Here is a 24,812-nt window from a genome sequence, read left to right as displayed (position 1 = left end):
ATTGCGTAACCAAGCGAAAGTTGGGTCTTACAAGCTGAACGCTCAGATGAGTTTGATATTAAAGATACTGAAAATTGAACTTTCAAACAAAGAACGATGGTGGTTGGTACCGTAAAGGTGAAAAATCCAGTGTTTCTGAAGGCATATTAAAACTAACCACTAAACGAGAAACGCATTTAAGAACGTTTTGTGATGGCTGTAATAAAAAAAAAGTGCCTAAGTATAGGTTGTTTTACACTTCGGGAGTTGCTAAATCTAGGGCAACAGGGAGTTACGGATATTATGAGGCACGTATAAAGGGTGCGGATAAATTTCCGAGAGTATCACCTGCATTTTGGATGTACAGCAAAATAGATCGTACTTTAACGAATGAAGGCGATGTGCAATATAGTAAAATAGGTGTAGTTGAGTTAACTCAAAAACAGACGATTCAGGAGTTGGACCGCAACCTACATAATATTGTTATAAAAGATGGCGTACTCAAAGAGTTGAACTTAACATTATATAAGGGTCTAAGAACACCGCATACAAAAGGGAAATGTAATCAATTTTATCCTTCAGATAATCAATCTGCACAAGGTTTCCCAACATTAGTGAAAATTGATTATGTGAGAGCGTGGTTAAAGTAATAGAAAGCCTTAAAACCCATTCAAATAAAGTATTTAATGCCTTTTGTGTAGATGATGAAATGCGTGTTTATTATCTACATTCATACCAACTTTGAAGTATGAATATTAGCCAAATTTTAATTTATTTGTTGCGAATTTAAACATCATATGTTTATATTGTTGAAATCAATATTATGCCTTTATAATAAAGTACAGGCTGATTGCTAAAACACTGACGTAGCAATTTTTAGTTGTTAAAAAGGACACACACATGAACTTATTTAAAATAAAAATGGTAATGCTGTTAGGGTGCTGCATATTATTTGCTTCCAATTTATGTGCAAAAGATGCAGGGCTGAAAAACTCTGAAGCCAAAAAACCAAATGTGCTTATTTTACTATTTGATGATATGCGATTCGACACATTCTCCTATCGAAATGGTCCTGTTTCGACGCCAAACATTGATGCCTTAGCACATGAAGGTACACGCTTCGATCAAGCTATGACATCTACGGGGTTATGCTCGCCTTCTCGCGCGGCTATGTTTACTGGGCGTTGGGGACATAAAACGGGGCTTGACGATAACGTAGGTCTTTATCATTCTCGTCTTTCGGAGTTATCACTTAGTGAAGGTAGCGTAATTAAACGTGCAACTAGTGTAGGTTACGATGTTAGTTATGTAGGTAAATGGCACTTAGGCGCACAAGGCCCTGCACTGCGCGGTGCTAACTTTATGTGGGGGCACGATAAGGATGAAGAGCGTAATGGCCGTCCTTTTACGCCTTATGGTACACAAAAAAATGTTGCCCGTATGAATGCAGGTGAGCGCGATGAAAACGGCGAAAAGCACGATTACTATAAAACGCTTCCGGGTACATACGCAGATACAGTAACAGCTAAAGAAGTAAACGAAGGCAAATTAATGCTTAAAAATGCGGCCAAATCAGACAAACCATTTTTTGGTATTGTTAGTTTTGAGCAACCTCATCCGCCGTACCGCGTACCAGAGCCTTACGCTAGCATGTACGACTACAAAGATATAAAGCTCCCTCCCAATTTTGGTATCGAACGTAAAAACAAACCAATGGCACAAGACGATATTTGGTGGCCTTGGCATGATGTAAGCCACATGACTGAAACCGATTGGCGCAAAGCACATAGTTTCTACTATGGCGCTATTGCTATGATAGATCACGCAGTTGGCGAGCTTATTAATACCGCCAAAGAAGAAGGTTTATACGATGACCTACACATTATTTTAGTAGGCGACCAAGGTAGTATGCTTGGTGAGCATAACTTGTATGACAAAGGCCCCTACGCGTATGACGAATTAATGCGTATGCCACTTATTATTCGTGATCCTAGCCTTGAGCCTAAAATAATTAACCGCCAAGTATCTATGCTCGACATAGCCCCAACACTTCGCCAGTGGATGACACTACCACTTGATGGCGACGAAGATGGACGTTCACTTTTACCATTGATGAAACAAGGCGATAGTGCCGATGCTGGTAAAGATGATATTTCGTTATATGCCTACGAATGGTACAACGGAGGATGGTTTGGTATTAGAGCTATACGTACCCCTGAAATGAAGTTTGTATGGAACCCTGGCGACAGCCGCGATGAATTATACGACTTAAAAAATGATCCGTACGAAATCACAAACCAAATAGACAATTCTAAATACAAAAAACAGCTTACTGATTTAGTGCATAAAATGGCGGGAGAGCTTAAGCGTATTGAAGACCCATCATTAACTAAATTTAATCACCACATGAAAGATTTTTTATAGCCGAGTAATGCCCTTTGGTGGGCCTTGATTGGCCTACTATTTTTTATTATCAAAATTGAGATTGGCACTATGAAAACACACACAAAATTATTGAGCGCTTTATCATCGCTTGCCTTATTAATTGGCTCTGCGGGTATACAGGCAAGCGAACAAAAACCCAATATTATTCTTATTGTTGCAGACGATTTAGGTTATGCAGATGTTGGTTTTAATGGCTCTAAGGATATTATTACCCCAAATATAGATGATCTTGCTAAATCGGGTACTTCCTTTTCAGACGCTTACGTAGCGCACCCGTTCTGCGGTCCAAGCAGAGCTGCGTTAATGACTGGTCGTTACCCACATAAGATTGGCTCACAATTTAATTTACCGACACGCGGCTCAAACGTAGGCGTGCCTACTGATGCTAAGTTTATTAGTAAATTACTAAACGAAAATAATTACTTCACAGGAGCTCTTGGTAAATGGCACTTAGGTGATGCGCCGCAGTATCATCCTAACCAACGTGGCTTTGATGAATACTATGGTTTTTTAGGTGGTGGTCATAATTATTTTCCTGACCAATATCAAGCTCAGTATAAAAAGCAAAAGGCACAAGGCTTAAAAAATATTTTTGAATACCTAACACCGCTTGAGCATAACGGTAAAAAGGTTAAAGAGACTGAATACATTACAGACGCACTATCGCGCGAAGCCGTTAATTTTGTAGACAAAGCAGCGGACAAAAAAAATCCATTCTTTTTATATTTAGCTTACAACGCACCGCATGTGCCATTGCAAGCTAAAGATGAAGATATGGCGATGTTTCCTAATATAAAAAATAAAGATCGTAAAACATACGCGGGCATGGTTTACGCAGTTGACCGAGGCGTGGGTAAGCTAGTAGAAACCCTGAAAAAAAATAATCAGTATGATAATACGCTTATCGTATTTATGAGCGATAACGGTGGAAAATTAAGTAAAGGCGCTAATAACTTCCCACTTAAAGCAGGTAAGGGAAGTACACAAGAAGGCGGTTTTAGAGTACCTATGTTGTTTCATTGGCCTAAACATGTACCTGCGGGCAAGCGTTTCTCGCACCCTGTATCGGCACTTGATTTATACCCTACATTTGCAGCTTTAGCGGGCGTTAAAGTTGAAGAAAATCAACAATTAGATGGCACTAATATGTGGCCTGCATTTATTAAAAATGAAAACCCGCATCAAGATGAACCTATTTATGCACTTCGTCATCGAAAAGGCTACAGTGACGCAGCTATTCGCTTAAATCAATGGAAAGCGCTAAAGGTTAACCAGCAACCGTGGCAATTATTTAATATTGAAAAGGATATTTCTGAAAAACATGATGTTAGTAAATCTAACAAGGCACTGTTGACCGACATGGTTCGCGAAATGGAAAAATGGAGCTGGGATAACCAACAGCCTCGCTGGTTCCACGAAACAAACGAAAGCGTGAATTGGCGGTTAGATTCTATGCCACGATTCGATAAAACGTTTAAAACAACTAAGTAAGTTTTATCAAATTCACGGAGGTTTTATGAAAGTAAAAGTAGTTGTGTGGCATGTTTCTTTGTTATGCATGGGCGTAAGCTTACTAGGTTGTCAGCAAGCGAGTGCCCTAGCGGGCGCTCAGTTTACACCTGGCGGTACATTATTTAGTGAGCAGCACCAAGCAATTAAATTAGAAAACAAAAACCGGCGTAAATGGGATAACGCATTAATAAGCGATTTAGATCAAGACGGTTACCCAGATTTATTGCTTACTGATCATGGTTATACCATCCGTTTGTATTGGAACAATAAAGGCGTTTACGACAAAGGCCGCGACCTAATTGTGGGTGATATGCACGGTATTGGCGTAGGCGATTACGATAAAGATGGCAAAATGGATATCTTGCTATCGCGTGGTGGTGGCTCGGGTAGTAACGCACGCAATGCCAAATTGTTTCATTTTAACAAAAGAGAAATTATTGAAGGCGGGGAGTTTTCCCCCAAATTGCCAACATTACGGGGGCGTACTAGTAAGTTTTTTGATGCCAATAACGACGGCCATTTAGATTTATTACTAATGGGATTTCCGCAGGCTAATAGCGGTAAACAAACTAGTAATTTTATTTATAAAAATGATGGTACTGGCAATATAACCCACGCAACTGATTTACCAAAAACTAATCGAGACGGTCAAAAAGTCCTTATTACCGACTTTAATAACGATAAAATTGACGATTTAGTAATTTACGGTGACGGCGCTTTACGTGTTTTAAAAGGCAATGGCGACTTTACCTTTAGTGACGTGACCGCCAACGTTTTACCTAATAAAATAATGGATGCGACGGGTGTTAGCGAAATCGATTTTGATAACGATGGTGACTTTGATTTATACATAAGTCGTGCTAACCCATTACAAGCAGGGGATACGTTTTTTGATGCTAAAAGCCACACATTTGGTTTTTACACCAAGCGTGGGCCATTTAAATATGATGACTTACTTATTGGCGATACGCTCAATATAGTTAACTACCAATCACCTTATCCAGACCAAGATGTGTTTGTAGGTGAAGGCACTTATAAATATAAATTTGAAGGTGAAATACACAGCGGTCAAAACGTCAATATTGTTAGCAGTAATGGCCTAGGATGGGCCGACACTCAGCCTAACAAAGGCTTGTATGTTGGTTATATGGGTAATAATAAATGGCGCATGGCGGGTAATACCTTTTCACCAACAACTGGTGTTGTAACCGGTGTTAAGCACTATACGGTTAATAAAAAACCAGTGGCACCATCGGATTTACTGCTCAAAAATGAAAGTGGAAAATTTGTTGATGTGAGTGGTAAAGCTGGCGTAAAAACAAATTTAAATACGACCGGCGTAAGCGTGGGAGATTTTAATAATAACGGCTATCAGGATTTGTTTGTTGTTAAACAAGGCAATTTGGTAACGCCTACATCGCAAATACTGTATTTAAATAATGGCGATAACACATTTAGCCAAGCTCCTCACTCGGGATTAATAACAAACACCTTAGGTACTATTGGCTCAGGCGCAAATGTATTTGATTACAACCTAGATGGCCAGATCGATATTATTATGAATAACGACAGAGGTCAGTGGCACTTATTTAGTAACCAAGCCAATCACAATAATCACTATGCATTACTGCGTATAAGTAATTCACTTAAGCATAATGCAAACCCAATTGGTGCTATAGCGACACTTAAAGGCTGTGGTAAAACCCTAACAAGGCGAGTATCGGCTGATGCCGCACCTTATACACAATCATTTGATAACGTGGTTCATTTTGGTTTAGGTCAGTGCAACGAAATAGATAACGTGAGTGTGCGTTACAGCAATGGCGAAGTAATCAGTAAATCTAAGATTGAGATAGATAAAGTAACTAATCTTTAATGCAAAAGAGTTAACTATGAGAGGTAAAAAGCAAGGTTTGGTAACAAGCCTTGCTTTTTTTTCGCAAAAAATTAAGAGCAAAAGAGAGCAATAATGAATAAAAACAACATCACTCATCTTAAAAATAAATTAGCGTGTTTAGTGTGTGTATTTACTGTGTTTGGTTGTAGTACTCAAATAAGTCAAACAACGCAAAACAATAATAAAAATATAAATAAAGAGGCAGCTAGTACATCTTTAGAGTTTGTAAAAACGCCTAATACAATGCTTGATAGTGCGAATTTATTTGCATTACTTCCTGATTATTGCCCAACCCCAGACGCTTTTGCTGTCTCTCCTACAGGTGAGCTTACTTTGTCATGCGTTAACTATGCTAATAAAGGACTACAAGCAGGTGTATTAGTTAATATTAATGATGATAAAACGTTTACTAAAATAGCCCAGTTATCGGGGCCAAACAATAAAGGGAAGGGCCGCCCTATGGGGCTTGCCTATGCCCCCGATGGCTCGTTATTTGTAGCCGATAACCAAGGTGCTGGCAAAGCTCGATTACTTAAACTCACCTTAAAAGATAACAAAGTCATTAATATTCAAATAGTAGCAAAAGGCATGAGTTCGCCAAACGGTGTGCGCTATCAAAATGGCTATATTTACGTGACTCAATTGCGTGTGCCAAGTAAAAATAAGGCTGAGACTCTCAGCGGAATATATCGCTTTAAAGCAACCGATACTAATGTATTAGTAACTAACAGCACAGATGATTCGCATTTATTGTTTTTGGCTAAAACAATTAATAAGCAACGCAAATTTGGACTTGATGGCTTAGTGTTTGACGCACAGGGTAACTTGTTTGTAACGAACTTAGGTGACGATTTAATTTATAAATTAACGTTTGATGCAAATAACAACCTGCTTAGCCAAAGTACCTACGCAACACTTCCAAAAGGAAGCGGACCTGATGGCTTAGCTATAGACCCTCAAGGTAATTTATACGCTGCAGGTTTTTTAACTAATCAAGTTATAAAAATTGATACACACCAGAATGTAACTGTTATTGCATCGTACCCAGATAACAACTCAGATAATGGTGAATTAGACCAACCTGCCGATATTATTTATTATAAAGGTTCCTTGCTTATGTCGAATTTTGACTTGCTTACAGGCCCAGGCATTACCAATACTGGGCATGGCAAACCTTATACAGTAAGTGAAATTAAGTTACATGATAACTAAGCGCTTAAATTAAAACCGTGTGTATTGCCCTATATGTTTGAGCTTTAGGTTTATGGGTAATACATTTGGTTTACCGCTTTCAAAACTGCTGATTGTCAGCTTTTGATAGCTGTAAATACTCTAATGAGCATAAATTAATATTGTAAACCCTCGTAAATTTCTTTATGAACAACTCAATTTTGATCATTTTCAACAACATTTTTATTTATTAATAGGGCTTTTGGGTCTCTTTATTTGTTTTGTATAAAAAATAAAAATATCTGCGTTACTTTCACTTAAGTATTGATGCATTTAAATACTTTAAAAACATAGGGTTAGTTTTTTCCGTTTAAAAAAGGAACAAAAGTGTGAAAATTAAAGTAAACAACTTGTAAATGCAAACATCATATGTTTAACTTGATCGTAAGTTGAGTATCACTCTGAGATAAAACTAGAGTTCTAGAGCGTTCATTTATTTTATCTGCATTGCTTAACTAATAATAAAAAACTGACCACATCATCACACTCAGGCATTAAGACACACGATGCCGATAAACAGGAGAGCACACAATGCAGTATAACTTTAGGTTATCAGCAGTCTCTGCAGCTATTATTGCTTCGCTTATTTCATCATCTGCTTTCGCACAAGAAGATGAAGAAAAAGAGAAAATAAAACTACAAAAAGATATCGAAATAATTGAAGTCCAAGGAATCAAAAGTAGCTTACGAAAAGCGGTAAACGCAAAGCGCTTTTCCGAGAACGTAAGTGACTCAATTCATGCTGAAGACGTAGGTAAATCAACAGATCAAAACATTGCCGATGCACTTTCAAGAGTAACTGGCGTTTCCATTCAAGAAGAAGGTGGAGAAGGGACTCGCATATCAGTACGCGGTGCCGGACCATCTTTAAACCAAATATCAATGAATGGCGTCGCACTTACTGGCGGGCTAAGTACCGATGGCTCTAGTGCGGGCGCTACTAACGATAACAGTGTTGATTTAAGCTCATTTTCGTCAGATATATTGTCATCTATTGATGTAATTAAAACATCCTCTGCTGATAACGATGAAGGTTCGCTTGGTGCAAGTGTTGTTTTACGTACTGTAAAGCCTTTAGATTTAAATAAACCACGACGCTCTTTTACGGTCGAGGGGCGATATAACGAATTTTCTGATGAAAATGACTCACGCATTAACTTTAGCTTTTCTGATAAATATTTCGATGACACCTTTGGCTTTATTATAACCGCCTCTAAAGATACACAAAAAACGCGACAAGATCGTATTAATACTGACTGGGCTAACGGCGCAATTCCTATTGTTGATTTAGATGATGTAACGGGCCGTACAGCACATGACACCGTTACAGGCAAAGCAATCAGGGTACTTGGCAATCAACGTGATGCTGATGGAAATAAGCTTTTTGGTGAAAATGGAGAAGCACTATTAAACCCACTAAGCTCACTAAATAATTACGATCCAGAAACGCAAATATTACATGAAGGCGATTTATTTGTTTTAGCGCGTGAGGTCATTGATTTTACATTAAATAATGATCAACGAGATCGTCTATCGGTATCGACTGGGTTTCAATACCGCCCAACAGACTCACTCGATATTCAGCTAGATGTAACTCATACAGAGCAGGATGTGTTAACCGACAGTCAACGACTGCGTTTAAACATGGGGCCTGTAACACCTCTAATTTATGCCGGTGATGACAATACAGCATTAAACGGGGTTGATTTATCGACCAATACCTTGCAGCAATCAAGTAGCCGCTCTACTGGTGGTAACTTTGTTCGCTCTTACGGACTTAGAGAAATCGATACTAATGTAGCGTCACTTGATATTGATTACCAGGTAACTGACTCACTAAATATGAATGTGCGTGCTGGTTTTTCTAAAACAACAGATGAAACACCAGATGATGATGAGAAAGATCGTTTTATCTCTATTAGTACAGCTACATGGGGCACGGCAGGTCGTCAAATAGTTGAATCAATGCCCGATGGCAGCCACGAAATGGTTGGCTACGACTGTGGCGCTAATGGAGAATGTAGTTACTCAACGGGTGTTACACCGGGCGATTTTGATGCCTTTGATGGTACGTCTAATGCGGTATACAGCCGTTTTAATCCGTATGATATGCAGCACAATCACTTAGGAAGTTTAGTGCTTCGTAAAAATAAATTAGCGGATACAAACAAGTCGCTTTTTGTTGATTTTGACTATGCGCTTGATGGCGACTTTATTAGGTCGCTCGAGTTTGGAGTTAAGTGGTCAAATCGTAAAAAAGATGTCTCTATTCAAAATAGAGCAACCACAAATGGCAGTGACTTAATAGATTTAGAGGACCCCGATCAAGCGTTTGAAGTACGTGGGCTTGGTACAATTCGCTTAGCCGATATAGTGGCTGATAGTGCCTACCCTTACGATAATTTTGGTGAAGATATTCAATCAGATCGCTCTGCTCAGTTTTTTAATGGCTGGCCGTTACTTGATGCCGAAAAAGCGCTTGAAATTGTATCAGGTAAAGATGCGGGCGAAGTAGGTATACGCGAAACCATTACAGGCAGTCGTAATATTGAAACCGAAACAAAAGCCGCTTATTTTAAAGCAAACTTTGAGCTGATGGATGGCAAGCTAACAGGTAACTTAGGCCTTAGGTATGTAAAAGATGACACAACAGCAACTGGTGTAGGCGGTATTAACTATACGCGTTTTCCACAAATGGTTGATGCGTACAATTTGTTAGTTGAACGTGGTTTAGCAAATACAAATTTAGATGCCTGCCCTGCTGCTGTTATGGGGGTATCTGACACGGGGCAGCCTGATCATCGTTACACACCAGCAAACGATGCTGAGCTGCAAAATTGTTGGGCATGGCAAATTACCCATGCGTATAACCGCTCAAACCCTGCTACTTTCCCTGTTGATCCGCAAACGGGTCAGTTTGTAATTCCTGGGGCTGATGGCAACACCGGGCTGGGTGTAAATCAGCAAGTGTTTGTAGATGAAAATGGCAACATTATAGCTAACAATGCATTGCCTTCTTTAATTTACGACAGCAATGGGAACTTGGTTCCTACCTCTGCTAATGCATGGGCACACTTTGCAAGTAACGGTCAAATTTGGCCATTTTTAGACAGAACAACCTCATTTACAGGAACACAAGGTAGCGGACGTGAAGTACAAGACCGCGTTGCATGGGTAACTAAAAAGGGCGGACATGACGCTTATTTACCAAGCTTAAACTTAAATTATGCAGTTAACGACGAAATGATTGCACGTTTCGCTGTTAGTAGAACAATGACGCGTCCTCGTTTTGATTCATTAAACCCACGTACACAAATATTTGAGCAACAATGGGACTCTGCTAATGGCTCTGCAGGTAATGCAAATTTAAAACCGCTTAAATCAACCAATCTCGACTTGTCTTATGAGTGGTACTTTAGCGATTCTGGCTTGCTGTCGGCAGCGTTCTTTTACAAAGATATGAAAGACTTTGAAGAAACTGTTGTTGTTCCGTATCACTACAAAGACGTAAGAACTGAATACGATTTGCAAACAGCCGATTTATTACTTGATTACGATGAGAATAGAGCACCAGGTGGCGAAGAAGATTGTATGCCACTTAGGCAAGTTGCGGGCTTTTTTGACCAATGGCGCATTGAATGTGACGTTGTAAACGTAACCACAGTAACCAATGGTAAAGGCGCAGATATTAAAGGCGTTGAACTAGGTTACAACCAAAACTATGACTTTTTACCAAGTTATTGGGGTGGCTTAGGTTTAAACATGAACTATACCTACCAAGATTCAGAATCTGATCGTCAGCAGGTAGGTAATACCGATATATTTTTAAAACCACTACCACAACCTTACACTCCAAAACACTCCCTAAATACAACACTGTACTGGGAACAAAAAGGGATTCAATTACGTTTAGCGAGTCGCTACACCGGGGAGCAGTTAGTGAACCGAGGTTTAGTTGGCGGTGCTACATGGCAAGAGGCAACCCATCGTTTGGACTTTAGCTCAAGTTATAAAATTAATAAAAACTTTAGCTTAACTTTTCAGGCACTTAACTTAACTGATGAAACTAACCGAATTTATTACACCAGTTCATTTACGCGTAATGCGTTTGAAGCTAACTCGCAAGAAGTTGTGCTTGATGAAGGTAATGCAATTGAAGATGGCAGTGTAACTACTTCGCGTACAGCATCAGTTTGGAAAACAGGTCGTCAATTCCGTGTTGGTCTTCGCGGTACCTTTTGATTGAGAAACTATTAGCAGCGGGCCACGTTAGGCGCGCTGTTTTACAAATTTTGGAGAGTAAGATGAAACATAACTTACTAATAAAAACAGCAATTAGCAGTGTTATATTTTCAGTATTAACTGGGTGCGGCGGAACGGATGAAGGTTACGATCCTCAGTTTAAATCTGATTCAGCACTTGTAATCGATACCGCAGTGATCACGAGCACATTAGAAGAAGAGTCCGCAGTTCAAGAAATTGATTTACTGCAAGGCGTAACAATCGACGGTAAACCAGCCTCTGAGTCAGGTGCAACCATAAACGTAAGTGAGTTAGAGTTTGTGGCTAATAATAATTTCATTACCCCACAAACAAGCGCTAATACTATTGCATCACACCGAATTTCACCTTTCACGCAATCGAGTGATAGCACTAAATTAGTTATAAATACCGATGCGTTTTCGGCGGCATTAAGACAATGCGACCAAACCGATATAAGAGGCGCATTAGATGGCGATGGTAATCCCATTGCGGATGGGAATTTAGATTTTCCAAGCCAAGTTATTTATAACATTACCTATTCTATTGATAATGGCGCGAATCGCATACCAGGGGAGGCACTGCCTAGCCGTACATTGCAATTAACCATCAATGCAATTGATGACCCTGTTTCTGAAGTCACTATTTCACCCATAGAAGTACCTGTAGGTGGGCAGGCAAGTGTGTTTGCATCAGCAATACCTAGTTACGCGTGCAATCCCGCACTTGTTTACTCAATTGCAGATGAAGATATTGCAACCATTGATGAAAATGGCCTTATCAGTGCTAAAAATACTGGTGAAACCACTATTACAGCCACAAGTGTTGATAACCCAGAAGTAACAGCTAACGCCACGCTTACAGTAACGGGAGCTTTTAGTATTGCAATAACAAATGATGATAAAAACGAGTTAGGCGCATCTTCCGGAAACAAGGACGTTCCAATCTGCGTAGCAAGCGGTATAGAAGTGCAACCGGCTTTATTAAACGCAGAGTTAAGCGGCGAATATACTTTTGATTGGACACTTAACGATGAAGTTTCATTTACGAAAAGCTTAACCGCAAAAAGTGGCTTTGGAGAAGTACTTGCCGTTAAAGCACCTACAACAATAGACAGCTCAAATACGGTCACGGTTAAACTCATTGATGGCGATACAGCGAGTACACCTTTATCACTCATTTCACAAAAAAGTATTACGGTAAATACCGTTAACAACCAAATGTGTGAGCCGGGCGTGTCTGAACACCCCGCAGGTTTTAATACTGACTTTAATTTAGATGGAGAAGGCGCACCCTATAAAGGTAATGCCACTTATAGTGTATCTGCAACCTCTGTATCGGGTAATGGTCGTTCGCTTGAAATTACAGCGGGTACTGCTACTCAAGGTGAAGCGAATACACCGTACTCTTTTGCAACTCAGCAAGTTTGGAATAAACAACGTAACTGGTATAGCGCCAACTATGGACGTGGTGCCGAGTCTGTTGGTAAAACGTATCGTTTCTCAGCATGGGTTAAATTAAATCAAATACCTGAACAGCCTATAACGCTTCGCCATGTTGTAGTGCCTTGGGTCTATGAGGGAATTCCTGATGATGCACAAGGCTTTACAGGGCGTTATTCACAAGCTGGGTTATTCAGCGCTGAACTGGATGCCACCACCCAGTGGCAATATATTGAATTTACTGAAGACACAACGAACACACGAGAGTGGGCAATCCCTACTTCTTGGAGCTCAATAACCGATGTGTTCACCTTGTGGGAAGTGCATGGTATGCCTACAGGAGACTCAATACTGATAGACGACTACGCAGTAGTTCGCACCGACCAATAAACACCCAAACTAAATCACCTACTGCCACTTTCAAGCTTAGGCAGTAGGTGATTGCAAACCCCAAACATATCTGACAATTCTATTTATATACTAGGAATACTAATGATGCTCACACACAGAAATAAAGCTTTGTTTTATACAATATTATTAAGCGGGTCGGTCAGCTCAGCTTATGCTGCCTCAATTGGTAACAAATCAGGATACTTCACCAATACAATATCTAATACCGTCGAATCGACAATCACTAATACTGGGCAATGTAGTACTAGCAATAGTGCATCTACTCCAGGCCAATGTACTAATAAAATTATAAATGCACTCAATGCTGCATCTGCGGTTAGTGGTGTTGTTGTTATTAAAAAAGGTACGTATACATTAAATAAAATTTCAATGCCCTCTAATGTACGACTTGAAATAGAGCCCGATACTATTTTAAAAATGAATCAAAATATTCTATTTGATTTTGGTAAAAAAGGCGGTAATGCAGACAAAGCAGAAAATATTGAAATAACAACAACGGGTCCAAAAACTAATGCGACAAAGAATGATCGTTTTATTATTGATGTAAACACAAATACAGTTTTTCAAGATAAACGCATGGTACGAGTAGGATATGCTGAAAACTTTTCTATTTCACGTATGCACCAAAAGGATAATTTTTCACAAACACCCAATATATTTTTAGTTGCAGATGATAATGGCCAACCAGGTGTTCAATCTGACTCTGGTAGTACCAATTTAAATCGCAATGTAGTATTTAACTCAAGCTATTCTCGCATACCTAAAAAAGGTTATTTAGCCGACATCAGTGGAGAAAAAATAGCAACAGGGTATGCCGTTATTCAACCTTTTAGTGGTGAAGATTTGTACTTTAAAAACATTACTGGTGAACGTGGTATTACTGTACGTATAGAGCCTGGTAGTGGGCTTGTAACAGATAGATTAAACCGCGCAGGCCCACGCCACGGCGCCTACAGAAATATAGTACTTGATAGTATTAGTAACACAGGTGGTTTTGCCGCAATATTTTTAAAACCGCATGCAAAAATAAACGAAAACATAAAAATTAAAGGCATCACAAAGGGTAAAAACAGTACTTTTGTAATCTGGGCTGACTCGGGTAGTGCGCCAGTGTGGGCTGATACAAATGATATAGGATATACAAGAGGCTATTTTACTGATACCACCATCAACGGTACGGTTAAGCACATTGTTACCGATGTGAACTTTAAGTCAGATATTACAATCGCAGGCAGTTATTTTTTACCAAGAAAAGGTATTCGTAATACGGCGTCAAATACATCTAATGGGAATTTTCAAATATTTAAGTTACCGCGAGATGGGTCAGGTGCACGTTGGTTAGGCCAACCTATAGCGCCTGTTGCCATTGTATCGTCATATTCTCAAGACAATGCTGGTAACGACTTAGTTAAGCGCCATGATCACCCGTCGCTAACTGTAAACGGTAATATAGAAGCACCTAGCCAAGCTTCTTCACAGGACTTAGATGAGGGAAGTAACAATATTCAAAGAAAACGATATAGAAAATTTGGAGGCCGATACAGCATTAAAATTAATGCTGTAATACAAGCGGATACGGATATTGACTACTCACTACTGGGACTGAATGCTGGGGATGTGACGCGCAACAATTCAATTATTTATCGAGAAAATGCCATTGACGGAACCAATCGTAATGGTGGCAGCATTATAAACGCTAGTGAATTTATCAGTAAATAACGACGTATCTAAATTTAGATCCCATTGTTAATTTAATAATGGGATTTTTTAGTTTTGAAGCAAAGTTCACCCGACATTATTAGATCTGTCTTTGTAGGAAACAAAAAGCATGAATATTTTACATATAAAAAAAACATCACTAAGTGTAATTGTCCTTGGTATGGTGGCGTTCGGCAGTAATGCTACTTTCGCTAATGAACTTCTATTTCCCTTAAGCGATCCGCAAAATACAGGTAAATGGATACTTAACACGCAAGTAAGTGATGAATTTGAAGGCAGTACCATCGATGAAGAGCGTTGGTACATTGTAGGCCAACTAGAAAACGGCAAACCCGTTTATAAACACCCAGATAGGCCAAATAAAAAAGTATGGAAAGGCCGCGCACCTTCGCAGTTTTCGGGTAATAATTATCGCCTAGAAAATGGCAAACTAAAGCTAGAAACACGTTGGGAGCCCGATTTTCCTTTTGAAGAAAAAATTCACAAACCTGTTTTTGGTGATGCACTTAAATACGAAAATATAACAACAGCGTGTTTTATTGGCCGTAAATCGTTTCAATACGGATATATAGAAATTAAAAGTAAAGCCGCTGATGCGCAAGTAAGCAGTGCATTTTGGTCGATGGGTGAAAAGCTAGAAGTTGATTTTTTTGAATTGTTTGGTGACTCTCTTGACCCTAAAAAAGACCATATAGACAGTGAACTATGGTGGTCAATTCGCGATTGGAATAAAGAGGTAATGGGTAAGCCCACTTATACAGAGCGCAAAGACTTAGGATTTAGAGTCGCTGATGACTTTCATGTATATGGAATTGATTGGAGTGCTGATGGGATTAAGTATTATGTTGATGGCAAGTTATTTAGTGAAGTATCTGCAGAACAAGCAGACGCATGGGCTAAAGAACATCGTGGGGTTGATACAGGCTATGTAGCCACTAAGCCGTTATTTTTATGGCTCGATCAGGAGACTTTTCCTTGGCATGGTATACCGACCAGCAAAGAGGAGCTTGAGCGTAATAGCCCTGAAGGGAAAAAAGAGGATGGCGTGGTTGATTTTGAAATTGAGTATGTCCGTGTTTGGCAGCAAAAACCATTACAACCGGTTAAGTAAGGAGTGGGTTAAATGAAAAAAATTATCAAGCCAGCAAACAGGTTATTTTGTTTATCAGTGATTGCTACAAGTATTTTACTTTATGGATGCAACACCACTCAGAGGGTAAGTAGTGAAACGCTAAGCGACAGCAATAAATTAATGTTTAGCGAATCGCACAATATTATACCTTTTGAGCCGTTATCACGTCGTAAATGGGACAGCGCATTGATTGCAGACTTTGATAAAGATGGCTATCAAGATGTATTAATTACTGAGCACACCCACGCAGTAAAAATTTTTTGGAATAACAAAGACAATACCTTTTCAGCACCACAGATAATTATTAAAGGCGACACACACGGCGTTGCTGTTGCTGACTATGACCTTGATGGAAGAATGGATTTAATAATAGCCCAAGGCGGTGGCGGCGGCTTGAAACCGCGTTTACCTGTATCGTTTCAAATAAATCACGACCGGACTGTTGAAGGTGGAGAAACGTTTAATGATTTTGAACGTACACGCGGACGTGCGGTTAAATTAATAGATGGCAATAACAGTGGCACCTTAGATTTAATGCTCTCAGCTTTTCCGCTTAAGAAGCAAAAAAAGGGAGCCAACCACATATATAAAAACGAAGGACATAATCAGTTTAAGTTTGTCGATTACTTACCTACTGCAAAATGGCTTGGATATAAGGCCTTAGTTAGTGATTTTGATAATGACGGGCACGATGATTTATTCTTTTACGGCGGAGATGACATTGTTGTAGCGCAGAGTAAATCTGATTTAGGTTATAAAAATAAAAGTAAGGCTGTATTAGGGAATAATCGTAATACTAGCCATGTAAGCAGCATGACCGAAATCGACTTTGATAATGACGGTGACTTCGATTTATTTTTAACCCGCGCTAAACATCAATTTGAACAACACACCTTTTATGATGCTCAATCTCAAAATTTTGCTTTCTTTACTCGTAACGAAGCATTTAAATTTGAAGATTTTAAAATCGAAGGTAATTTTGAAATAGAAAACCTGCAAATGGCATATCCTCATTTTAATGTGTTTATTGGTAAAAATGGTGAGCCGTTAAAACTTAAAGGTCATGGCGGTAGTGAACGTATGGTACAGGTAACAAAAGAACAAGCTGCTGGCTGGCCTAAAAAGCTAAGTAACAAAGGTTTATATATAGGTTACTTAGGTAACGATACTTGGCGAGTAGCTGGCGATACTAAATCGCCGACCGCTGGTGTTATTAAAAGAGTGACTAATTCACCCAAAGTAAAAGGGCTTGAAGCATTACCAGCGGTGTTATTAGAAAACCGTCAAGGTAAGTTTGTTGATGCAACAGTCAAGCTCAATGTTAATTTAAGCGAACCTACAACCAGTGCTGTGGCCGGGGATTTTAATAATGATGGATGGAGCGACTTATTTGTATCTCGTTATGGTAACCCGGCAAAAGCTAACAAGCAGGTACTGTATTTAAATCAGCAAGGTAAAGGCTTTGAGGCTATACAAAATCATGGTGTTATTTCAACTGAACTTGGAGCAACAGGGGGCAGTGCACAGGCCTTTGATTACGATAATGACGGCGACCTTGACTTAATTTACTCAAACGAGCGCGGCCGTTGGCATTTATTCACCAACAACACAGCTTTAGACGCGAAGCATAACTTTTTAGTCACTAATATTGGTTACTCGCCTAAAGCAGGTGTGTCGTCATTGGGAGCTACTGCGACTATAAAAGCATGTGGGAAAATTTATAAACGAGTTGTAGGTGCAACAGGTGCCGGCTTTTCACAAAGCGAAAACAGCAAGCTACACGTTGGTTTAGGTACGTGTACACAGATAAATAATGTATCGATTCGTTGGAGTAATAATGAACATGTAGATATTAGCAATGCGGTTATAAATGATGCTAACGGGGAGTTAGTTGGAAGAAAAGAGCCGCTGTAAGTAATAAAGTTAAGAAAAAAATAGCGCTTATTAAGCGCTATTTTTTTGTATTTAGTTTTTCGTTATTTACTAAAAGCTATATTGCACACTTGCACCCACATAACGACTCCAGTCACGAGGATAGAATGCTTCCCCAAAACCTTCAGAGTTTATGCGTTGGCGAGTAGTGTACGACTTATCAAATAAGTTCTTAATGAATACACTAAACTGCAGGTTATCTTTGCTTACGCTTAAGTAACCATCCCAAATGCTTGACGATGGGTTAGCTGATTCGCCAAAGGCAAGTTCGTTAATTGATTGCGTGTGGCTACCATTATAACGCCAAACCGCACGTGTATTAGCATTCCAGCCTGTATCAGCAATTTGTGTATTATATGAAATAGTACTTAAAAATTGTTGCTCAGCATTATTAGGGAAAGATAAACCCGTTTGATCAAAGCTCTGACGGCCTGTTGAATCAGTTGTACAGCGAGAAGCAAGTAACCCACCATCATCTGCAGGACAATTAATAGGTGTATTAGCAAAGTCCTCGTAGCGTGCATCAAAATAAGCGTAGTTAAAAGACCACTTTAATTTATCTGATATTTTAACCACCACATCGGCTTCAATACCGGTTGAGCGTGCTTGTGCTGCGTTTACGTAGCCAGCAAAAATAATGTTATTTTCTTCATCTATTACACGGCTGGCACGCACTTGATAATCGTCAACTTTCATATCAAAGTACGTAAAGTTAAACAGCAAATCATTATCAAAATACGCTGAACGCAGACCTACTTCAAAGTTTGAAGAGTTTTCAGGATCGGTAGGGAAGTTGTCTGCATCGGCAGGGTTTGTATTTGTTGTTACAAAGTAAGATGCGCCTTTATAACCGGTAGAATAATTTACATAACCGCGAATATCATCAGTAAAGTCATACCCTACTACTGCTTTGTATATAAAGGCAGTGTCTGAGTTATCAAATTTAGTTGGCGCGTCTTGGCGTTTAATGAGTGATGGATCTGTTTGAGCAAGTTCTAATACTTCATTGAATGTTTCCATTCCAACACCCGTAGAAGGTGTTGCTAAATCTGTACGAGCAAAGGTTGCATCACTTTTTTCGTGTAATAATCTAAAACCAAAAGTAGCATCTAATTGCTCAGTTATTTGGTATTCAAGTTGTCCAAAAATAGCGACGTTTTCAAAACCGGTTGTAAAATCACCACTATTTAGTAAGCGAGAAGGCGTTAGTAATGAGCGGTCGTCATCGCCAGTAGTTGCATAGTTAGCTAAAAAAGCATCGGTAGATTGCTTTGAATAACATCCTGTTAATTCGCCGCCTTCAATAAAGCCACGGTTACCTGCAATACAGCCGTCACGTATTTCAGAGCGCTGACCGTCGGTATCATGGTAAAAAAGACCTAATACCCAATCAAATTTTTCATTATTAAATGACGAAATACGAAACTCTTGTTGAAGAACATCAACCGATTCGTTACCACCAAAAGCGGTTCGCTCTACAGGAAAGTTAATAGTGAAAAATGCTGAACTGTTATATAAATCAAAATCTCTGTAGCTACCATTATAGCTAAGCGTAATCTCATCATTTAGGTAGTAATCAGCCGATATTGAAAAGCCAAAATTTTCTGTTCTACCAAAGTTACCTTCTGCATTACGTGATGTAACTGGGCCGCCGGCTTCTTCAAAAGTAGACTCAGGATTAACACGATTATAAGTGGTGCCTTCAATAGTGCCATCATCTTTTACATTAACAATTGGACGAGGGCCAAAATCTGGGTTTATTCCTCCTAAACGAGTAAGAGAACAACAATTTGTGTCGGTTTCCGAGTATTCTAAACGAAATAGTACGTTTAGCTCTTCACCGTTGTCGTACAAAAGTTGGCCGCGACCAGCTTTCGTTGTTTTTGCGCCAATAGTGTAATCTTCTTCACCAGGCATGGTGTTTTTTATCCAACCATCAATATCACTGTATTGTGCGTTAAATCGAGCTGCCCAGTTTTCGTTAAGTGGTACATTTACGGTGCCGCTAAAATCAGTGCCATCAAACTCAGTAACTTGTGCTCTAACCGTGCCTGAAACTCGGTCATCTAGTTGCGGCTTTTTAGTTACATAATGCAATAGGCCTGTTGATGTGTTTTGGCCAAATAAAGTGCCTTGTGGGCCGCGCATTGCTTCTACACGCTGTACATCTGAAATAGGTAAGTTAAGCATTGATTGGCGAGGTAATACTTCACCATCTATAACGACTAGGTTTGAAGACTGTAAGCCAATTGAATTTGTAAAAGTGCCTATACCACGTGTTTTTAATGTTGTAGTTCGTATTTCACTGCTGTCATCAATGCCAAAACCAGGTAAGTAGGTGACTAAATCAAACCCATTATCTATACCAATTTCTTCAATTAAATCACCGCTTAGCACTTCGATTGAAGAGGGAACTTCTTTTAATGCTTGATCGCGTTTTTGTGCGCTCACTAAAATAACTTCAAAATCGTCTGAATTGCTTTTAGCTTGTTTTGCGGTTGTTTCTTCTTGTGCATATGCAGTGTGTGTGAAAGCTGATAAAGAACAACATGCAAGTAATATTGCTGTATGCAATTTACTGTGTTTAAGCATTTTAATCACTCCGTTTCTTCATAATTACTGTGTGTGCAGATAATGCAACGGCAGTATCTGTTATTTAGAATCAGGCTAATTAAACAGCGACTCTTAATTGCGATAAAGCTATAAGCAATCAAAAAGTGTAAATAACCATGAATGATTCATTCTAACAATTTAAACATATGATGTTTGTAAGTGCAATGTGTTGATTACTTGTTTATTAAATGTTGCTTGTAATATTGAGGTTGTAACCTTGTATTGCCGTTTAAGTAACACAAGATTATTAAGTTAAGTGGTTGAATTTTAATCTCTAATCTAAATTAAAATTTAGGTTGAAAAAATAATTCAATTTTTAAAAATTATTTTAAACGAGCAAAAAAGTGGTAATCCTCAGAATTTTTAAGCTTTTGAGCAAAGCTCATTCCTAAGCTTTTGAGCTGCTGCGCATTATTATAAGCACCAATCTTGAGCTTTAATTCACTCACGGCCTGAGCTGTTGAGCCAATGCTATCAAGTGCTAAAAAGTACAAATAAGCGTATTGCACGTTATTATTCTCAAGTGCCATTGCGTGTTTAAACGAATCAACCGCAGCGGGTTTGTTACCGCCTCTAATAAGCGCCATACCGTTTGCATAATGCAGCGACGCAGAGGTAGGTACTGCGTTTAAACCACTATTTAACGTGCTTTGCATTTTTGCTGTTTGACCAAGGCGATAATAAATATCGGCTAAATTGACATAACTTGCATCAAAGTAAGGGTCAACGCTAATGCCTTTTTGTAACGACTTTATAGCACCGTTTATGTCTTGTTTATTAAGCGCGAGCATACTTTGATTAATGTTGCCTTCACCGCGCCATGTATTTACAGTATTGGCGTGTGCTAGCTCTATAATTGATTGATTAAGCCCGTTTAACTGCGCCGTTGTTTGGCTTAGGTTTTGCGCTGCGGCAACACGCACCGACTTTAATTTGTCGGTTAATAGTTGCTTGTAGCTTTTTAAGCGCTCTGCTTCAGGAAGTAAATAGCCAACTTTAGCAATCGCCAAGCGAATAAGCGGAAGCGGCGAATTAACCCAATTTTTTACTGTGGCATCGTTTAGCTCAGTCCCTGAATTGCCTAAATAAGCAATCGCACTGGCTCGGTCTATTTCGTTTAACGAAAAGTCATTAATTAAGCTCATATGTGCATTTTGCGATATCGCTTTTAATGAGCGCAGTTCAAGCATACTGTGCTCACTTGCACTTAATGCCGGTGCTTTACCATGCCATTTTTCAAGCGTGCTTGCTGCCCATTCGTTTGTTTGGCCGTCGTGGCATTGCACACACGCATTGGGTGTATCGTATTTTATTGAAATGTCAGGGCGCGGAATTTTAAAGCTGTGGTCGCGCCTGTCATCAACGCCCATGTATCTGTTAGTTGGCATATGGCAGCTAACACATTGCGCCCCGGTTGATTGTTCTTTATGACGGTGATGCTCGGGTTTGTTGTATTCGATGGCACTGTGGCACTGTAAGCACAGCCCATTCGTTTTTGTTTTAACTTTCATGGTGTGTTTATCGTGACAGTCAACACAGTTAACCCCGGCTTTGTACATTTTACTTTGTGCAAAAGAGCCAAACACATACACTTCTTCTTTAATTTGGCCATCGGCGTGATACAAATTTGGTTCTAAAAATGAAGGGCTAAATTGGTCTAAAAACGCTTGGCTGTTATCAAAGCCATCAGTCAGCGGACTTCTAAGCGAATGACACGCATAACAGCCTTGCATAAAGCTGTTATCGCGCGGCTCACCTTGCCAAGTAGCAATTTTATTATCGCCAATTATTTTCCACTGCGACATATTGGTAGGGCTTGTTTTAGCCGGTTTAGTCACTTTTTTAGTTTTATGTTCATCCGTTATATCGCTGTGGCACGATTTACAGCCCACATTTATATTCGAAAAGTGCGTATCAAAGCTTTCTTTTTCACTATTGAAATTACGCTTTAAATTATCTGAATGGCAATCGGCGCACATGCCGTTCCAGTTTTGCAGAGGTTGCAGCCAATGGAGGCGGTCGTTAGGTTTTACATCCTCGTTAGCGTAGTTGGCATACCAACGCTGGCCGCCTAGTGATTTAGCGCGACTATCCCATGAAAAGGGAAATACTTGGTACTTACCTTTTTCAACTTCAATTAAATACTGTTGCAGCGGGTCAAAGCCAAATACATAACTTACGGTGTACGTTTTTTTGGTACCTTGCTCGATCAAATCAATTAAAAAGGCATCTTTTTCTTTATAAAACACGGCTTTTTGGGAAAAGTGAGTAGTAGTTACATTATTAAAATCCCCAAGCACGGTATCTTCATTGGCTAAAGCCATTGAACTTGCATGGTCTGACTGTTTCCAATCATGGGTTTGTTGTTGATGACAAGACTGGCATTCCTCATTTGCAATCGCTGAAAAACAACTGCATAAAAAAAGAACAGCAAAAAGGCTGTTTTTTATATTTATCATTTTAGAATCCACCTTTAATAGCACACCAATGCATACTTAAAACTAAATAACAGGTCGTAGCTAAGTACTCAATAAATGAGCTTTGCCTTTAAGCTGACGCTGGTATTAGGCTTAAGTAATAGTGAGAAATTGAAAAATTAATTTCAAAATATCATACATCATATGTTTGCAATATTGTTATGTTTTGTTTAGTGTAGCGATATTGTGATTTATAAACTCATTATTTACAACTCAACCATTAAATTAACTATCCGTAATAGTCTAATATAACCAATATGTTAGCTATGGTGTAATTAATATTTTTTAGCTATGTGCTTAACTATTATATTAAATAGGAAACTGTGATGAATAAGCTACTTGTTCTTCTTTCTGTATGTTTAGGCTTTTGCGTTAGTGCTAATGCAATGGCAAAAGCACAAACAGAAAAACCTAATATTGTTTTAATTTTTGCTGATGACGCAGGTTTTGGTGATTTTGGCTTTCAAGGTAGTACGCAGCTTAAAACACCTAATTTAGATAAACTTGCCCAAAGCGGTGTACGTTTTACTCAAGGTTACGTAAGTGATTCTACCTGCGGTCCTTCACGCGCAGGTTTAATGACAGGTAAGTACCAACAACGCTTTGGCTATGAAGAAATTAATGTACCGGGTTTTATGAGTGATAACTCTGCATTAAAAGGTGCCGATATGGGCTTGCCGCTAGATCAAAAAACGATGGCAGATTACCTTAAAGAGCAAGGTTATAAAACAGCGGTATTTGGTAAGTGGCATTTAGGTGACGCCGACAGGTTTCATCCTTTAAAGCGTGGTTTTGATACCTTTTTAGGGTTTAGAGGTGGTGACAGAAGCTACTTTAGCTATTCAGAACAAGAAATGAAAAATGGAAACAAACATTTTTTTGATAAAAAATTAGAACGCAACTTTGGTAATTACGAAGAGCCAAAAGAGTATTTAACCGACGAGTTAGGTAAAGAAGCTGTAAAATATATTGAAGAAAATAAAGATGAACCCTTTTTTATCTACTTAGCATTCAATGCAGTACACACCCCGCTTGAATCAGACCCTAAAGACTTAGCAAAATTTCCTCATTTAACCGGTAAACGCAAAGAGCTTGCTGCAATGACCCTAGGGCTAGACAGAGCCAGTGGTTATGTACTTGATAAACTTAAAGAGCTAGGTTTAGATGACAATACTATTGTGGTTTTTTCAAACGACAACGGTGGTCCTTCTGATAAAAACGCATCAAATAATGCACCTCTCGCGGGTACCAAGTCTAACCAGCTAGAGGGCGGTATTCGAGTACCGTTTGTAATGAGTTGGCCTAAGCATATTAAACCTGGTTCTGTTTATGACTACCCAGTAAGCACACTAGATTTACTGCCTACTTTTTACAGTGCCGCACAAGGTAAAGCGTTAGGTAATGATATTGATGGCGTTGACTTACTCCCTTATATACAAGGTAAAAACACAGCACGCCCACATAAAGTGATGTATTGGAAAAAAGAGAACAGAGCTGTAATACGCGATAACGATTGGAAACTTATTCGTTACCCAGACCGCCCTGCAGAGCTATACGACCTAAGCACAGACATTAGTGAACAAACAGATTTAGCAGCAAAAAATCCTGAACGTGTTAAAACTATGTTTAAATCATTGTTTGAATGGGAATTAACGTTAGAGCGTCCGCGCTGGTTATTAAAAAGAAAATACGAAAAATACGATATAGACCGCATGGATAAATATCGTTTACCAGCAACTCAACCTTAATAACGCATAGGTAAT

13 protein-coding genes are annotated in these 24,812 nt (G+C 39.2%); 11 read left to right on the top strand and 2 right to left on the bottom strand.

Annotated features, from left to right (window positions below):
* Positions 1-74 precede the first annotated feature (74 nt).
* From AN390_RS17730 to AN390_RS17685, 10 genes are all read left to right on the top strand, one after another.
* Positions 75-629, top strand: coding sequence for a family 16 glycosylhydrolase (locus tag AN390_RS17730; RefSeq protein ID WP_055255574.1), 555 nt, complete (start codon positions 75-77; stop codon positions 627-629).
* A gap of 250 nt (positions 630-879) precedes the next feature.
* The gene (locus AN390_RS17725; RefSeq protein ID WP_055255573.1) at positions 880-2,403 is read left to right on the top strand and encodes a sulfatase-like hydrolase/transferase; all 1,524 of its coding nucleotides are present in this window, start codon (positions 880-882) and stop codon (positions 2,401-2,403) included.
* Between the two features lie 69 nt (positions 2,404-2,472).
* Positions 2,473-3,915, top strand: a complete 1,443-nt coding sequence (locus tag AN390_RS17720; RefSeq protein ID WP_055255588.1) for a sulfatase-like hydrolase/transferase — start codon at positions 2,473-2,475, stop codon at positions 3,913-3,915.
* A 25-nt stretch (positions 3,916-3,940) separates the two neighbouring features.
* Entirely contained in the window at positions 3,941-5,812 is a 1,872-nt protein-coding gene (locus AN390_RS17715) for a CRTAC1 family protein (RefSeq protein WP_055255572.1), read from the top strand.
* Between the two features lie 93 nt (positions 5,813-5,905).
* Positions 5,906-7,045, top strand: a complete 1,140-nt coding sequence (locus tag AN390_RS17710; RefSeq protein ID WP_055255571.1) for an SMP-30/gluconolactonase/LRE family protein — start codon at positions 5,906-5,908, stop codon at positions 7,043-7,045.
* A 549-nt stretch (positions 7,046-7,594) separates the two neighbouring features.
* Positions 7,595-11,305: a TonB-dependent receptor gene (locus AN390_RS17705; RefSeq protein WP_055255570.1), complete on the top strand. Its 3,711-nt coding sequence runs from the start codon at positions 7,595-7,597 to the stop codon at positions 11,303-11,305.
* Positions 11,306-11,367: 62 nt separating this feature from the next.
* Positions 11,368-13,155, top strand: a complete 1,788-nt coding sequence (locus AN390_RS17700) for an Ig-like domain-containing protein (RefSeq protein ID WP_055255569.1) — start codon at positions 11,368-11,370, stop codon at positions 13,153-13,155.
* A gap of 102 nt (positions 13,156-13,257) precedes the next feature.
* The gene (locus AN390_RS17695) at positions 13,258-14,895 is read left to right on the top strand and encodes a hypothetical protein (RefSeq protein ID WP_055255568.1); all 1,638 of its coding nucleotides are present in this window, start codon (positions 13,258-13,260) and stop codon (positions 14,893-14,895) included.
* Positions 14,896-15,004: 109 nt separating this feature from the next.
* Positions 15,005-16,006 carry a family 16 glycosylhydrolase gene (locus AN390_RS17690; RefSeq protein ID WP_055255567.1) on the top strand — a complete coding sequence of 334 codons (1,002 nt, stop codon included), beginning with the start codon at positions 15,005-15,007 and terminating at the stop codon, positions 16,004-16,006.
* A gap of 12 nt (positions 16,007-16,018) precedes the next feature.
* Positions 16,019-17,941 (top strand): CRTAC1 family protein, encoded by a 1,923-nt coding sequence (locus AN390_RS17685; RefSeq protein WP_055255566.1) that lies wholly within the window; start codon positions 16,019-16,021, stop codon positions 17,939-17,941.
* 69 nt (positions 17,942-18,010) lie between these two features.
* Here the strand turns inward: AN390_RS17685 and AN390_RS17680 are convergent, their stop codons facing one another.
* The gene (locus tag AN390_RS17680) at positions 18,011-20,551 is read right to left on the bottom strand and encodes a TonB-dependent receptor (protein ID WP_055255565.1); all 2,541 of its coding nucleotides are present in this window, start codon (positions 20,549-20,551) and stop codon (positions 18,011-18,013) included.
* 344 nt (positions 20,552-20,895) lie between these two features.
* The gene (locus AN390_RS17675; RefSeq protein ID WP_055255564.1) at positions 20,896-23,031 is read right to left on the bottom strand and encodes a multiheme c-type cytochrome; all 2,136 of its coding nucleotides are present in this window, start codon (positions 23,029-23,031) and stop codon (positions 20,896-20,898) included.
* Positions 23,032-23,375: 344 nt separating this feature from the next.
* On the opposite strand from AN390_RS17675, the gene AN390_RS17670 reads away from it, so the two are divergent.
* Positions 23,376-24,797 carry a sulfatase gene (locus AN390_RS17670; protein WP_055255563.1) on the top strand — a complete coding sequence of 474 codons (1,422 nt, stop codon included), beginning with the start codon at positions 23,376-23,378 and terminating at the stop codon, positions 24,795-24,797.
* Positions 24,798-24,812 lie beyond the last annotated feature (15 nt).

The sequence above is a fragment of the Pseudoalteromonas sp. P1-11 genome, from assembly GCF_001399995.1.
In the GTDB taxonomy this organism is placed as follows: Bacteria; Pseudomonadota; Gammaproteobacteria; order Enterobacterales; family Alteromonadaceae; genus Pseudoalteromonas; species Pseudoalteromonas atlantica.
The sequence above is the reverse complement of the archived record's forward strand: the minus strand, read 5'-3'. Positions and strand labels throughout refer to the sequence as shown.

Bases quoted from the DNA above. Each gene is read 5' to 3' on its own strand.
- AN390_RS17705 (WP_055255570.1), top strand. From the start codon at position 7,595: ATGCAGTATAACTTTAGGTTATCAGCAGTCTCTGCAGCTATTATTGCT.
- AN390_RS17720 (WP_055255588.1), top strand. From the start codon at position 2,473: ATGAAAACACACACAAAATTATTGAGCGCTTTATCATCGCTTGCCTTA.
- AN390_RS17710 (WP_055255571.1), top strand. From the start codon at position 5,906: ATGAATAAAAACAACATCACTCATCTTAAAAATAAATTAGCGTGTTTA.
- AN390_RS17670 (WP_055255563.1), top strand. From the start codon at position 23,376: ATGAATAAGCTACTTGTTCTTCTTTCTGTATGTTTAGGCTTTTGCGTT.
- AN390_RS17725 (WP_055255573.1), top strand. From the start codon at position 880: ATGAACTTATTTAAAATAAAAATGGTAATGCTGTTAGGGTGCTGCATA.
- AN390_RS17675 (WP_055255564.1), bottom strand. From the start codon at position 23,031: ATGATAAATATAAAAAACAGCCTTTTTGCTGTTCTTTTTTTATGCAGT.
- AN390_RS17700 (WP_055255569.1), top strand. From the start codon at position 11,368: ATGAAACATAACTTACTAATAAAAACAGCAATTAGCAGTGTTATATTT.
- AN390_RS17680 (WP_055255565.1), bottom strand. From the start codon at position 20,551: ATGCTTAAACACAGTAAATTGCATACAGCAATATTACTTGCATGTTGT.
- AN390_RS17685 (WP_055255566.1), top strand. From the start codon at position 16,019: ATGAAAAAAATTATCAAGCCAGCAAACAGGTTATTTTGTTTATCAGTG.
- AN390_RS17690 (WP_055255567.1), top strand. From the start codon at position 15,005: ATGAATATTTTACATATAAAAAAAACATCACTAAGTGTAATTGTCCTT.
- AN390_RS17715 (WP_055255572.1), top strand. From the start codon at position 3,941: ATGAAAGTAAAAGTAGTTGTGTGGCATGTTTCTTTGTTATGCATGGGC.
- AN390_RS17695 (WP_055255568.1), top strand. From the start codon at position 13,258: ATGATGCTCACACACAGAAATAAAGCTTTGTTTTATACAATATTATTA.